The organism is Rhodococcus sp. OS5 (assembly GCF_056837585.1).
The window spans coordinates 219,236-234,170 of sequence record NZ_CM166368.1; the positions used below are offsets into that span (position 1 = coordinate 219,236).

Here is a 14,935-nt window from a genome sequence, read left to right on the forward strand (position 1 = left end):
GGGTGAATTGGACAAGTGTCTTGCCAAAAGTAGTACACGTACTAGTTTTTTCGTTATGTTGTGACGGCGCGCACACATTTTGTCCGAATCCACTGCTCATGTTTGCCCTTCCGAAGGAAGTGCCCATGCCCCAAATCTCTCAGTTGCGGCGATTCGCCGTGCCCATAACCGGAACCGCCATGGTCGCCGGAATGCTGCTGGTCGGCACGCCCGCGTCAGCTGCTATCTCGACCACCGGTTTCAAAACAGCGTGCGTTGCCGGATCGATTATCGGAGACGTCCACAAGGTCACCGACAACCTCATCACGGTCGACGCCCCGGCTTCTGTCCAGCCCGGCGAGACTTTCACCTACCGAATTCAGCCGAGCGGAACGTCATATCCGGACAAGGACTCCGGAGCGACTACTACGAACTTGTCACGTCTGAAAATCGACTACGCCATCCCGAGCAATGCGACGTACGTTTCCGCTACCGTCGTCGCAGGTACCTCCATCGGACTCGACAATGTCGCACCGAATGTTCTCAGAGTCAACGATTCTGGCAATGTCGACGGCAGCGGCGGGATCCTGCGGTTGTCAGGAAACAACCAGGTGATCGGCAACAGTCCGACGACGAGCACGAACTCGGAGGGTGGAATTCGAGTACCGAAGTCCAAGAAGAACCTCGATGGCTCGACAAACGGCAACGGAGACACCTGGTTCCGACTTCCCGCAGTCGACGTAACAATGGTCGCTGGTGCGACGGGAGTGATCCAGCCGAAGGTGAGGACCGCGGGTGCGGCCGGCAACCTCGGTGCCAGCGAAAACTTCAGCACTCAGCTCGCAAAGGCGAGTTTCCTTGGTACACAGTGGGCTCCGACCCGGTGCTCGCCTCGCGAGAACAAGGACACCACGCCTCTCAACGCTGGTGCAGGTCCACTCGCGACGATCAGCATTGCTTCGGCTCCGGTGGATGTCGAGACCACGACGTCACTCTCGGTTCCGGCTACTGCCGTCACGGGTACGGCGGTTGATCTGACGGCGACGGTGGCTCCGAATACTGCTGTCGGTACGGTGCAGTTCAAGTCGAACGGCACTGCGATCGGTTCTCCGGTGACGGTGACTGGTGGTGTTGCGACTCTGTCGCACGCGTTCGATGTTGCTGGTGCGCAGAGTGTTACGGCTGACTTCACTGCTGGTGCAGGGTTTGTGAGTTCGTCGGCGCCGGCTCAGACGGTGACCGTTTCTGATCCGGCTCCGGTGGATGTCGAGACGACGACGTCACTCTCGGTTCCGGCTACTGCCGTCACGGGTACGGCGGTTGATCTGACGGCGACGGTTGCTCCGAATACTGCTGTCGGTACGGTGCAGTTCAAGTCGAACGGCACTGCGATCGGTTCTCCGGTGACGGTGACTGGTGGTGTTGCGACTCTGTCGCACGCGTTCGATGTTGCTGGTGCGCAGAGTGTTACGGCTGACTTCACTGCTGGTGCAGGGTTTGTGAGTTCGTCCGCGTCGGCTCAGACGGTGACCGTTTCTGATCCGGCTCCGGTGGATGTGGAGACCACGACGTCACTCTCGGTTCCGGCGACGGCGATCACGGGTACTGCGGTTGATCTGACCGCTACCGTGGCTCCGAATACTGCTGTCGGTACGGTGCAGTTCAAGTCGAACGGCACGGTGATCGGTTCGCCGGTCACGGTTTCCGGTGGAACCGCGACGCTGTCGCACGCGTTCGATACTGCTGGTGCACAGAGTGTTACGGCTGAGTTCACCGCTGGTGCAGGGTTTGTGAGTTCGTCGGCATCGGCTCAGACGGTGACCGTTTCTGATCCGGCTCCGGTGGATGTGGAAACGACGACGTCGTTGTCGGTTCCGGCGACGGCGATCACGGGTACTGCGGTTGATCTGACCGCGACGGTTGCTCCGAACAACGCTGTCGGTACGGTGCAGTTCAAGTCGAACGGCACGGTGATCGGTTCGCCGGTCACGGTTTCCGGTGGAACCGCGACGCTGTCGCATTCGTTCGATGTTGCTGGCGCTCAGAGTGTTACGGCTGACTTCACCGCTGGTGCAGGGTTTGTGAGTTCGTCGGCGCCTGCTCAGACGGTGACCGTTTCTGATCCGGCTCCGGTGGATGTGGAAACGACGACGTCGTTGTCGGTTCCGGCGACGGCGATCACGGGTACTGCGGTTGATCTGACCGCGACGGTTGCTCCGAACAACGCTGTCGGTACGGTGCAGTTCAAGTCGAACGGCACGGTGATCGGTTCGCCGGTCACGGTTTCCGGTGGAACCGCGACGCTGTCGCATTCGTTCGATGTTGCTGGCGCTCAGAGTGTTACGGCTGACTTCACCGCTGGTGCAGGGTTTGTGAGTTCGTCGGCGCCTGCTCAGACGGTGACCGTTTCTGATCCGGCTCCGGTGGATGTGGAGACGACGACGTCGTTGTCGGTTCCGGCGACGGCGATCACGGGTACTGCGGTTGATCTGACCGCGACGGTTGCTCCGAACAATGCTGTCGGTACGGTGCAGTTCAAGTCGAACGGCACGGCCATTGGTTCACCGGTGACAGTCACGTCGGGTGTTGCGACGCTCTCGCATTCGTTCGATGTTGCTGGTGCACAAAGTGTTACCGCTGACTTCACCGCTGGTGCTGGGTTTGTGAGTTCGTCGGCGCCTGCTCAGACGGTGACGGTGTCGGATCCGGCTCCGGTCGACAAGGCGACAAAGACGGTGCTGAGTGTTCAGGGTGAAGCCAAGGTCGGACTGCCTGTTGATCTCTTCGCGACAGTGTCCGAAGATCCCTCGGACGCCCTGGTGCCGTCCGGCGGAACGGTCCAGTTCAAGATCGGTGGAGTCGATCTGGGCGCCCCGGTCGCGGTTGTTGACGGAGTTGCCAAGCTCCCGCACGTCTTCGGAGCAGAAGGCACCTTTGCAGTCTCGGCTGTATTCAGTGGATCCGGTGTGTTCACGTCGTCCACTGCGGAGTCTGTCGACGTCAATGTCACGGTTCCGACCCCGTCGGATGTCGAAAGCTCTACGTCGTTGACGGCTCCGTCCTCGGCAAAGGTCGGCACGGCGGTGCAGCTGAAGGCTGTGGTCAGTTCTTCCGGCGCGACGTCGGGAACCGTCCAGTTCTTCGACGGAACGACTCCGATCGGAACTGCCGTTGATGTTGTCGGTGGGCAGGCCGTGCTGAGCCACACCTTCACCACGACCGGCAACCATTCGATCACCGCGGTCTACAGCGGAGCCCAGGGCGTCACGGGTTCCACGTCGACTGCATCGGTTGTGAACGTCGGTAACGGGGGTGGTGGCTCCGGTTCGCTCGGTTCGCTGTCGCTGCCGTTCGGTTCATGATTCTCCGATGATGTGATGCCCCCTTGCGCCCATAGGTGCAAGGGGGCATTGCTCTTCGGGAATCGCTGATCGGTCGTTAGCTGAACTATTGGCAATTCGTGAATATTTGTCTGAAATAACTGATACAAGTACTACTTTTGACGGGTACTGTACGAGCGTCCAGCTCCATTCCGATTTCCGCTCTGTTCGAGTGACCTCCTTCCGTGCGGTTCCCGATCCACGTCTGTTGCTAGCTGAGGAGAGTTCGTGTTGGTGAGAAGAAGTTCCGCGGTCGTGGTGGCGGCGTTGGTCGGTGGCGTGCTGGTGGCAGGTGGCGTTGCTTCGGCAGCTCCGACGTCATCTCCCGCGGTGGAGAACTCGATCGGGTTCAAACTGGGTTGCGATGGTTACGAGCACCCTGGCTTGGGCAGCATCTCCGACGAATTCCACTCCACGGGCGTGACCATCTCGGCTCCGGAGAAGGTCGCGGCGGGGTCGACGTTCACCTACCGAGTCCAGCCAGGTGCGATGACTGTTCCCACGAGTGGTCATGCGGGGCGTTCGGCGATCAGGTGGACACGGATGAAGTACGACTTCGACATTCCTACGGGGGTGTCGTTGGTCGATGCTCAGGTAGTGGCGGGTACGTCGTCGAATTTGTCGGGTGCGGCGCCCTCGGTAATTCGAATCAACGACGGTGGTTCGCCGGATGCTGCGGGCACTCACTTGCGTATTTCGGGGAACAATCAGACTGCTGACTCCAATGGCGGTGGTGGAAACGGTCCGAGTGCAAGTAAGAACGATGATGGCGGAATCGGCGCGGAGGCTGGAAAGACTTTCCGGTTGCCGGCGATCGATGTGACGGTGATTGCGGGTGGTGCGGGTAGCACTGTGCAGCCGAAGTTAAGGGTGACGGATGGCAATTCGGGATCCTTTGATTCTCCGAAAAATGCCTTCACCTTCTTGCAGCGCGAGAAGGACGTCTTCACCGTCGCATACTGGGAGAGGTACAACTGCTCTCCGCATGACTCACGCAGCGCGGGATTGAATGCGGGTGGTCAGGCATTGGCCACCGTCAACATCGTCTCGCAGGTGGCGACCACGACCGCAGTGACGTCCGGCGCGTCGGCAACGATCGGTCAATCGACGGATTTGATTGCGCAGGTCTCCCCGGCGCCGACAGGCGGCACCGTTCAGTTCAAGGATGGCGGAACTGACATCGGCGCCCCGGTGGCCGTCGTCAATGGCGTTGCCACACTGCCACATACATTCACCGCGGCAGGCGATCACTCCATCACCGCTGTATACGACGGTGTTCTCGAGTTTCTGACATCCACGTCACCAGCACGCACAGTGAGCGTGGCCGCTGCCGATGTACAGACGACTGCGTCGTTGACAGTGCCGAGTAGTGCCGTCGAGCAGACCTCGGTCGCGCTGACCGCAAACATCTCACCGGCAGCTAACGGTGGAACGGTCCAGTTCAAGGACGGTGGCATCGACATCGGCGGACCCATCGCGGTGACTGGCGGAGCGGCGACCCTGGATCACACGTTCACCACGACGGGATCACACTCGATCACTGCGGTCTACTCAGGTACTGCAGGTTTTGGTGGTTCGACCGCGCAAGCTCAGACCATCGAGATCTCGAGCTCAGCGCTGAGTACGACTACAACGCTTCAAGTTCCGGCTACGACGGTCACGGGTACGGCTGTTGATTTGACCGCTACCGTGGCTCCGAACAATGCGGTGGGTTCGGTGCAGTTCAAGTCGAACGGCACGGCGATCGGTTCACCGGTTGCAGTTGCGTCAGGTGTCGCGATGCTGTCGCATGCATTCGATACTGCTGGTGCACAAAGTGTTACGGCTGACTTCACTGCCGGTGCAGGGTTCGTGAGTTCGTCGGCGCCTGCTCAGACGGTGACGGTGTCTGATCCGGCTCCGGTGGATGTGGTGACGACGACGTCGCTCTCGGTTCCCGCGACGGCGGTTACGGGTACGGCTGTTGATCTGACGGCGACTGTTGCTCCGAACAATGCTGTCGGTACGGTGCAGTTCAAGTCGAACGGCACTGCAATCGGTTCCCCGGTTGCAGTTGCGTCGGGTGTTGCGACATTGAGCCATACGTTCGATACTGCTGGTGCTCAGAGTGTTACGGCTGACTTCACTGCCGGTGCAGGGTTCGTGAGTTCGTCGGCGTCGGCTCAGACGGTGACGGTCTCTGATCCGGCTCCGGTGGATGTGGTGACGACGACGTCGCTGTCGATTCCCGCGACGGCGGTTACGGGTACGGCCGTAGATCTGACCGCTACCGTCGCTCCGAACAGCGCTGTCGGCACGGTGCAGTTCAAGTCGAACGGCACTTCAATCGGTTCACCGGTCACAGTCTCCGCGGGTGTTGCGACGCTGTCGCATGCGTTCGATGCTGCTGGTGCACAAAGTGTTACGGCCGATTTCACCGCCGGTGCTGGCTTTGTGAGTTCGTCGGCGCCGGCTCAGACGGTGACCGTTTCTGATCCGGCTCCGGTGGATGTGGTGACGACGACGTCGCTGTCGGTTCCGGCTACGGCGGTTACGGGTACGGCGGTTGATCTGACGGCGACGGTTGCTCCGAGCAACGCTGTGGGTTCGGTGCAGTTCAAGTCGAACGGTGCGGCGATCGGTTCCCCGGTCACGGTGTCCGGTGGTACCGCGACCCTCTCACATTCCTTCGATGCCGCTGGCGCGCAGAGCATTACCGCGGATTTCACCGCTGGTGCCGGATTCAAGAACTCGGTTGCGAGTGCGAAGTCAGTTCAGGTCAGTGTTGCCGACCAGGAATCCGTCGTCGAACTGAATATTCCGACCGACGCCAAAACTGGTGTGGCGACCGACTTGTGGGCAACCGTCCGAACGTCGTCGGATGATGCTGTCGGCGTCGGAACCGTGCAGTTCTACGACGGTGGGGTCGCGATCGGCGGTCCTGAAGCGGTTACGGCCGGCGCTGCCGGCCTGACGCATTCGTTTACCTCTGCGGGTGCGCACAGCATCACTGCGGTCTATTCGGGAGGAGCCGGTGTAGTCGGATCCTCGGCCCAGGCGCGGACGGTGAATGTAACGGACCCTGCGCCTTCGGATGTCACCACGGAGACTGTGGTGACGGTGCCTGGTGATGCCGTGGTGAACAAGTCGGTGACCCTGTCGGCGACTGTCAGTTCGGTGCAGAACGGTGGAACGGTGCAGTTCATGGATGGGGATACTCCGATCGGTGACGCTGTGGCAGTGGTCAACGGGATCGCGGCGCTGAACCACACCTTCACCACAACTGGCACGCATTCGATTTCGGCAATCTACAGTGGCGCAGCCGGATTCACAGGCTCCACCTCGGCGGCCCACGCAATTCAGGTCAAGGCTGCAACCGGTGGTGGCACGGGCAGCCTCGGTTCAGGCAGCGCTGGCTCGAGCGATTTCCTTCCCTTCGGTTCCTGACCGAAGCAGTTCAGGTCGCGGCCCCGAGGCAATATCCCTCGGGGCCGATCGACAGGGTGAACTGCATCGAGCGCGAGTTACCGGTTCCGTCGCTGACGGGCAGGGTGACACGGACGTAGTCGCCGCGAACCGGAGTGACTGTTGCAGCGTCGGCGTCGAAAGACTTGATACCGGCCAGCTGATTCGGATCGAGCTTGAGAGGCGGCTGGCCGGTGGCGCCGGTGCCGTCCGGATCCCACGGGCTGTTGCCGGGGCAGATCAGTGGATAGAACGTCTCGACGTCGCGGGTATTGACCGGCCGTCCCGTGGCGCGTGAGAGAAACCTGACGACGGCGTGGGAAGCGTCGGCCGCGGTGTAGAAGTTTGATTGCCCCGCAGGGAAGACGAACGGGCACGCATAGCCGGAAGCGATCTCCGAGCGCTTGGCGGCGACGGAGAGTCCGCCGCCGCTCCAGGTGACCGCGTACTGGCCGTCGACGCCTGGTGCGGCGATGGCCGTCAAGATGGCGGGAACATCCGAGTATCGGTCGGCGATCGTTGTGGGCGGCATCGTCCAGCATGCGTTCGTGAGCGCGTCCACGTCCAAGGACACCAGGTCCGTTGCCCAAGCTGCCAAGGCCGGCGCAGCAGCCGGATTGCCGGGCACGTCACCAACCGGAGGTGGCGCGACCGGCGCAGCGGGCGCAATTGTCGTCGTGGGTGCGAGAGTGGTTGTCGTCGTGGTTTCAGTCGTCGGCGGAGACGGTTCGTCCGTCAGGATTCCCGTCCGTCCGTCGTCCTCACATGCGGTTATCGCCAACGTCATGGCGAGTGCGACTGCCCCCACTGCCGCTCGTCCTGCCGACTTCATTCGTTCGTACGCCCCTTTTGCGACATTCTGACCAACATCCACCCCAGAACTGCTGCGGGTCAGATCACGGATTCCCGTCTACGCTAGCGAACTGTGGATCCCGTTTACAGAACAGTCATCGGCATCGCCCGTACCGTCTTCGCTTTCGAGGGCCTGAAGTTCTCCGTCAAGGGAGAGCAGAACATCCCGGCGTCCGGTGGCGCCGTGATCGCGATCAACCACACCGGGTACATGGACTTCACGTATGCGGGACTGCCGGCACGGACCCCGAAGCGCTACATCCGGTTCATGGCCAAGAAAGAGGTCTTCGACAACAAGATCTCCGGACCGATCATGCGGGCCCTCAAGCACATCCCGGTCGACCGCGGCGCGGGCGCCGACTCCTACAAGGCGGCCGTAGATTTCCTGAAGCGCGGCGAATTGGTGGGCGTGTACCCCGAAGCCACGATCAGTCGGAGCTTCGAGATCAAGGAATTCAAGTCCGGCGCCGCCCGCATGGCGATCGAGGCGGGCGTCCCGATCGTTCCCGTCGTCATCTGGGGCGCTCAGCGCGTGTGGACGAAGGGTTATCCGAAGCGTTTGGGCCGCACCAACACTCCCATCTCCATTGCCGTCGGCGAGCCGATTGCACCTTTCGAGCCGGCGAGTGAGCTGACGGCGAAGCTGCGGTCGACGATGCAGGAGTTGCTGCTCGATCTGCAGAAGAGCTACGACCATCCCGCCGGCGAGTACTGGGTGCCGGCCCGCCTCGGTGGCAGCGCGCCGACGCTCGAGCAGGCCGACAAGATGGATGCCGATGAGGCCGAGGCGAAAGCCAAGGCTCGCGAGGCGCGGAAGTCCGAAGGCTGACCCATGCCCTTCGAACCCGTTTACACCGCCGTCGAGGTAGTCGCGCGTGGTCTGAGCGGTTTCCAGGGCGTGAAAGTCACCCGCACCGGGACGGAACACGTCCCGGTGTCCGGCGGTGCCGTCATCGCGATCAACCACACGAGTTACCTCGATTTCATACCGGCGGCCCTGGCGGTCGGCACCGCGAAACGCAAGCTCAGAGTGATGGCCAAGGCTGAGCTGGCGGACAACAAGGTCCTCGGCTTCCTCATGCGTGGATGCGGCGTCATCGAAGTGGACCGCTCCGCCGGAGCGCAGGCGTATCGAGCCGGAGTCGACGCCCTCAAGCGTGGCGAATTGGTGGGCGTCTACCCGGAAGCGACGATCAGCCGGAGCTTCGAGATCAAGGAAATGAAATCCGGAGCAGCTCGGATGGCCATCGACGCCGGCGTGCCGATAATTCCGCTGATCGTCTGGGGCGCCCAGCGGATCGTCACCAAGGGCGGACCGAAAAATCTGGGCCGCAATCATTTCCCGATCTCGGTGGAGGTGGGTGCACCGATCGATCCGGTCGAGCCCGCCGAAGCGTTGAGCGAGATTCTGCGCATCGAGATGGATGCAATCCTGCGCCACGTGCAGGACGGGTTCGTGCACGAGCCCGGGGCGTACTGGGTGCCTCGTCGACTCGGCGGTGGCGCACCGACGCCGGAGGAAGCTGCGGCCATGGACGCACAGGAACGCGCGAAGCGGGCGCGCTGAATAGACGGCGCTTGCGCTGATGCGGTCAGTACACGGCGTTGGCTCCGTACTCGGCCTGCGCACTCGTGAAGCCCTCGTACTCGAGCTGTTCGATCAGTCCTGACCTGGAGAACGACGTCATCTCGAGGTACTGCTCGGCACTCAGCGCAGCCTGCTTGTTCCAATCGGCGTTCAAATTGTCTACCGCGTACGTCGCATCCTCCGTGGAGAAACCTTCGTACTCGAGCTGTTCGATCAGTCCGCTGCGGGAGAAGGCAGTCATGTCGATGTACTGCTGGGCGGATCGGACGGCGTTCCGCTGACCGGAGCTGACCTGCGGCCTGGCCGGGGCAGGCGCAACTGTCGTAGTGACCACAGGTGCGGGCGCCTGGTATGTGGTCGTCGTGGGCGCCGCCACCTTGCTGGACGACGGGGCAGGAGCAGCGGGCGGCGCACTGACGATCGGTGCGACAGCTGCAGGCGTCGTAGAAGCAGTGGTAGTCGGTGCAGCGGTGGTGGTCGGTGCAGCGGTGGACTTCGAGTCGTCCTTATCTCGTCCACCGAGGAGGCCTGCGACGACAAGCAACACGACGACTCCACCGGCAATCCACGGCCACTTCTTCGACTTCTTCTCAGGTTGCGGTTGCGGCGAAGGCACCTGGAATTGGGGCTGTGAGTTGCCATAGGGCTGGGAATTCCCGTAAGGCTGGGAGTTTCCATAGGGCGGCGGGGGCAGATCGGGCGGCACGGACATGGGTGTTTCTCCCTTTGTGAAAGTCTTGTTCTCCCGCAATAGATACCAGACCGGTCGGACTGAAATGCGTTTTGCGCGAATCTCTCGCGGTTTCGCGATGTCCGAAGCGGGCGCGCTGAGCGAGACCGTCGTACCGGGCAGGCACAATGGCGGTGTGAGCCCAGACCGTCGTATCAGCCCTGACCGCCCAACCTTGGTTGCGACCGATGTCGACGGCACCCTCATCGATCACGACGAGTTGGTCAGTGCCCGCACCCGCGCCGCCGTGCATGCCGTCGTCGAATCCGGCACGCCGTTCCTGCTGGCAACCGGGCGTCCTCCGCGATGGATTTCGCCCGTCGTCGAGGGCTTGGGATACGCGCCACTCGCCGTCTGCGCAAACGGTGCCGTTGTCTACGACAGCTACGCCGACCGCGTCCTCAGCGCCGCGACCTTGTCGGTCGACGCACTCACCGAACTCTCCGAGCTGGCACTGGTTGCACTCCCGGGCGCAGGTTTGGCCGCGGAACGAGTGGGGGAGAGCGCACATGACGCCGCCACCCCACAATTCGTCAGCTCACCGGACTACGAACATGCCTGGCTCAACCCGGACAACACCGAGATGTCCGAGGACGAAGTGCTTGCGGCGCCGGCCGTCAAACTCCTGATTCGCCGTCCAGGCATGACCAGCACGGCGATGTACGACACGCTCGCTCCGCACGTCGGTGCGCTCGCCGACATGACGTACTCCACCGAGAACGGACTGATCGAACTCTCGGCGCCGGGCATCACGAAGGCGTCGGGCCTGGTTGCTGCCGCGGAGAGGTTCGGCTTCGACCTGTCGGGTCTGGTGGCCTTCGGAGACATGCCCAACGACATCCCGATGCTGGGGATGGCACGCCTCGGCGTTGCCATGGGCAACGCTCACCCCGAAGCCAAAGCCGCAGCCGACGAGGTCACCGACACCAATTCGGCACACGGGGTCGCAAAAGTCCTCGAGCGCTGGTGGTCGTAGAACCCACCAGCGCCCGAGGACGTGTACTGCTCGAGTGTCAGCCGACAGGCGCGCTGTTGGCCATTTCCTGGGCAAAGGTCTCGTTGTAGGTCTTGAGGACCTTCGTGACCATGCCGGTGATCTGGTTGAAGATCAGCGAACCGTTCTCGAAGTCACTGCGCAGGCCGTCCGGGATCGAGTACTCGTCCGAGATCGGCAATCCCAGTTCACCCGCGTCGGAACCGAAACTCTGCCACGACTTGAAGATCTCGCCGAGCACGGTGAACACTCCGCCGTTCGGCGAGGTGTAGACAGCGCCGTTCTGGAACAGCGCACCCTGGTTGCCGAGCTTCGCCTGCAGAATTCCGGACAGTGCCTGGCCGAGGCGTCCGATCTCGCCACCTTCGGCGATCCACTTCTGCGCGAGCGGTGAATTGTCGGTGATCTGCAGAATCTGGGTGACCAGATCCGGGATCGACGAACCGGTGCCACCGGTGACCGTGTCGACCGGAGTGGTCGGCTTGGGCGCAGGCGTCGACGGATTGGAAGGGTTCGAGGGGTTCAACGTTCCCCCGATGTTCGCGGCCGCGATGTTCCGGATGTCGTTCATGTGTGCGTATGCGGCATCACCCGGGCACGCGGTGTTTCCGACGTCGCGGTGGGCGAAGATGATCGGCAGATCGACTGCTGCGCCCTGCGGGTACGGCGTGAACTCGGTGCCCTCGGAGTACATCGTCGTTCGGCCCTTGGGATCGAGTCCGGCCATGCCGAGCTTCCAACCGAGGAACTTGCCGACGGCGTTGAGCGTCGCCTGCGAAGGCTCGACGGTGGAGTAGTCGCCCATCATCGCGATACCGGTGGTGTTCTCGTTGAATCCACCCGCGTGTGCACCCTGAACTGCCTTGTCGAGTCCGCCTGCGCGGCCTTCGAAGGTCTGACCGTACTTGTCGACGAGGACGTTGTATCCGACGTCGCACCAGCCGAGCGTCTGTGCGTGGTAGGCATAGATCGAGCGGACGATGCCGGCCGATTCGGCCTTCGTGTAGTTGTTGCTACCTGCGGTGTGGTGAACGGTCGCGCCACCGATGAAGTCGTCGTAGGTGGGGGAGTCGCAGCGAAGTGACTCGTCTGCTCCCCACTGAGCACGGGTGATGACGGACGGTCCGCTGCCGCCGAGCGGCGCTGCGACGGCCTGCAGATTGCTGTCTGCCTCGCTGGCACCCGGGTCGATCAACACGGCGGTGACGGCATCTGCTGCCGTCGTCACCTGGCGAAGCGGCTTGGACACCGAAGCGGGTGTGTACCCGAGTTCGCCGGTGGCTGCGGGTGCTTCAGCGGGGGCAGCTTCCGGAGCGGGCGCGGGGGCAGCTTCCGGAGCCGGGGCCGGCACAACCTCGGCTGCGGGAGCAGCGGCACCCTGCGGCGTGAGGATCTGGATGGACTTGGTGGCGCCGACGAAGACCGGTTCGGTGGCGGTACCGGCGTTGGTGGCCTGATCCGAGCTGGCGGAGTCGATGGCGTCAGGGGTGAACCACGGGCCCCAGGTGCCGTCTTCGGCCAGGGCGCGGACCTTGGACTGCGCCGAGGCGATGGTGTCCGAGGTCAACGCGACCATGCTGAACGGAGTGTCGCGGGTGACTTCCTTGACCACGGCACCTGGCTCTTCCTCGGAAGGAACCGGAGCGGTTTCGGTCGGGGCGCCGGGAGCAGCGGGTGCCGGGAACAGCTCGGTCGGCAGCGTGATCCCGGGAGGTAGCGGGATTTCGGTCGGGAGCTTGAGGTTTCTCAGATCACCGAGGTTGATGTCGGGGAGATCGAGACCGGTCAGCTCCTTGACCGGAATGATGATGTCGGGCACCGACGCGAGGAGCACCTCTGCGATCTGGGTCGGCACTGCTACTGACGTCGTCTCGTTCGCGGAACGTACATCGGACGTAGTGCTCGTGAAGCCGTAGACCGCAAAAGGACTTGCGACAGCCACTGCGGCTACAGCCCCGAGTACGAGCGAGGGCTTCGGTCGACGGTGTGGCAAGGGATTACTCCTCGGTTGTAGTTACTTGCGAGCGAACTTCAGGGCCGATGACGGCCGTGAACGGAATCCTTCAAAACCGGATCCGAGCAGGTCGGATGCCATGTTCTGGGGTTGAACTCCAGTTTTCGGACGCGTACGTCTGCAACTCGTGATGCTGATGTGACTCGTGTGACTGGTGTTGCTAACTCCAAACACTCTTGCCACACTAGTCACAAAAGTCCATAACGCTCAACCTTAGGGTGAGACTTTAGTTAAATCGTTGTGGACTGGCCTGCGCGCGAAGTACCGACTTCGCGGACTCGTGAGGCCGGTAGCGATGAGGAGAGCATTGATGGCGAGAAGCGGAAGAAGCGGAACTGCAGGTAAGAAGCCTGTGTCCGGTCGCGCAGGTCGCTTTCTGGTGGGCGGGCCCGGGAGGCGAACCTCGCTGATGCGGATCTCGGTCCTCGGTCTCGTTCCGGCTCTTGCGCTCGGCGTCGCGATCGGAGGTTTCACGCAAATCCGCGCTGACGAGCCGTCGATCCTGCACGCCGTCGCTGCCGACACGCAATTCACGCTCTCCGGTCACGGCAACGGACATGGCCGTGGAATGGGCCAGTGGGGCGCTTACGGCTACGCCAAGAACGACGGCTGGTCCGGCGAGCGAATCCTCAGTCACTACTACGGCGGAACCGTCCTGGACTCGATGCCGCCCGCCCAGATGAGTGTGCGGCTCACGGCCCAGGACAACTCGACGCTCGACGTCTACTCCGACGCCGGCCTCGTGGTCAACGGTCAGCGCACCGCGCCCGGCGAGGCTGCCCATCTCACTGCACTGCCCGGTGGCGGTGCGCAGGTAGTGGTCACCAGCGGGTGCGGTGGCGGGGTTGTCTGGGAAGCGGTCACCGACCATCCGTGGGTGGACCCGGTGGACCTCGGTCCTGATCGACCCGCCGACCAGTTCCTGAAGCTGTGCAACAACGACGCGCCCTATCGAGGCGCCCTCGGCGTAGTGCTCGACAACGGCTCGGCTCGGACAGTCAATCTCCTCGACATGGAGGACTACCTGCTCGGCGTGGTGCCGGTCGAAGCGAAGGCCGAATGGGCCGATTCCGGTGGGGCCGAAGCGCTACGGGCGCAAGCCGTGGCAGCACGCTCGTACGCTGCGACCGAGCATCGCAGCTCGTACGCCGACACCTGCGACACTCAGGACTGCCAGGTCTACGGCGGAGCGGGCAAGGAAGATCCCCGCACCACCGAAGCCGTCCGGTCCACCGCCGGCGCCGTTCTGTCGCGTGACGGCAAGATCGTTGCCACCGAATTCTCCTCGTCCACAGGAGGTTACAGCTCCGGCGGTGAATTCCCGGCCGTCGAGGATCTCGGTGACGCCCTTTCTCCGAATCATGACTGGACAGTGAATCTGACCGCAGGGCAGATTGCGGACGCCTTCGATGTGGGTGAGCTGCAATCGCTCAAGATTCTCTCGCGCAACGGATTCGGTACCGACGGCGGGCGAGTGACGGCAGTCGAGGTAGTCGGAACAAATGCAACTGTTGGCGCCACCGGAATTCAGTTCCGCCAGAAACTCGGCCTGAAATCCGACTGGTTCACCATCGGTGACGGTGCGGGTGTGGTAGTGGCACCGGATTCGGAATCGACAGTGCCGGAATCCAATTCGCCATCCGACGATCCATCGGGTACGGTTACGGAGACGCAGATCGAGAAGAAGTATCGGGAGCTCGGCGGTGAAAGCGGCTCTCTCGGTGCTCCTGCCGGCCCGGAGATGCAGTTGCCCTCCGAAGCAGGCACTTTCCGTGTCTACGAAAACGGAACCATCATCTGGACAAAGGTTTTGGGCGCGCAGGTAGTTGATGCCAACGTGCTCCGCGAGTGGATACCGACGGGCGGAAGCTAGGGGAAGGTCGGTCGGTAGCGACTCGCACGTATCGACTCTGAAGGGTCTCTGCCGTAACCCGGCGGAGGCCCTTCAGGTCGT

At 62.5% G+C, this 14,935-nt stretch carries 9 protein-coding genes; 6 read left to right on the plus strand and 3 right to left on the minus strand.

What is annotated here, in order from left to right:
- The first annotated feature begins 125 nt into the window (after positions 1–125).
- The gene (locus ACVZUB_RS01080) at positions 126–3,341 is read left to right on the plus strand and encodes a beta strand repeat-containing protein (RefSeq protein WP_217018232.1); all 3,216 of its coding nucleotides are present in this window, start codon (positions 126–128) and stop codon (positions 3,339–3,341) included.
- 252 nt (positions 3,342–3,593) lie between these two features.
- Positions 3,594–6,785, plus strand: coding sequence for a beta strand repeat-containing protein (locus ACVZUB_RS01085; protein ID WP_482628081.1), 3,192 nt, complete (start codon positions 3,594–3,596; stop codon positions 6,783–6,785).
- A 10-nt stretch (positions 6,786–6,795) separates the two neighbouring features.
- Here the strand turns inward: ACVZUB_RS01085 and ACVZUB_RS01090 are convergent, their stop codons facing one another.
- A complete protein-coding gene (locus tag ACVZUB_RS01090; protein ID WP_042921235.1) occupies positions 6,796–7,635 on the minus strand; it encodes a hypothetical protein in 840 nt (279 codons plus the stop codon).
- A 93-nt stretch (positions 7,636–7,728) separates the two neighbouring features.
- Here ACVZUB_RS01090 and ACVZUB_RS01095 point away from each other — a divergent pair, with 93 nt between their 5' ends.
- Positions 7,729–8,484, plus strand: a complete 756-nt coding sequence (locus ACVZUB_RS01095) for a lysophospholipid acyltransferase family protein (RefSeq protein ID WP_042921233.1) — start codon at positions 7,729–7,731, stop codon at positions 8,482–8,484.
- Positions 8,485–8,487: 3 nt separating this feature from the next.
- Complete coding sequence (locus ACVZUB_RS01100; RefSeq protein WP_054188660.1) at positions 8,488–9,222, plus strand: lysophospholipid acyltransferase family protein; 735 nt, start codon at positions 8,488–8,490, stop codon at positions 9,220–9,222.
- A gap of 25 nt (positions 9,223–9,247) precedes the next feature.
- On the opposite strand, the gene ACVZUB_RS01105 is transcribed toward ACVZUB_RS01100, so the two are convergent.
- The gene (locus ACVZUB_RS01105; RefSeq protein ID WP_081305320.1) at positions 9,248–9,955 is read right to left on the minus strand and encodes an Ltp family lipoprotein; all 708 of its coding nucleotides are present in this window, start codon (positions 9,953–9,955) and stop codon (positions 9,248–9,250) included.
- 172 nt (positions 9,956–10,127) lie between these two features.
- Here ACVZUB_RS01105 and ACVZUB_RS01110 point away from each other — a divergent pair, with 172 nt between their 5' ends.
- Entirely contained in the window at positions 10,128–10,949 is an 822-nt protein-coding gene (locus tag ACVZUB_RS01110) for a Cof-type HAD-IIB family hydrolase (RefSeq protein WP_037131235.1), read from the plus strand.
- Positions 10,950–10,986: 37 nt separating this feature from the next.
- Here ACVZUB_RS01110 and ACVZUB_RS01115 read toward each other — a convergent pair whose 3' ends face one another.
- On the minus strand, positions 10,987–12,960 hold the full coding sequence (locus tag ACVZUB_RS01115) for an N-acetylmuramoyl-L-alanine amidase (protein WP_064073596.1): 1,974 nt from the start codon (positions 12,958–12,960) through the stop codon (positions 10,987–10,989).
- Between the two features lie 331 nt (positions 12,961–13,291).
- Between ACVZUB_RS01115 and ACVZUB_RS01120 the strand changes: the two genes are divergently transcribed.
- Entirely contained in the window at positions 13,292–14,854 is a 1,563-nt protein-coding gene (locus ACVZUB_RS01120; RefSeq protein ID WP_054827106.1) for a SpoIID/LytB domain-containing protein, read from the plus strand.
- Positions 14,855–14,935 lie beyond the last annotated feature (81 nt).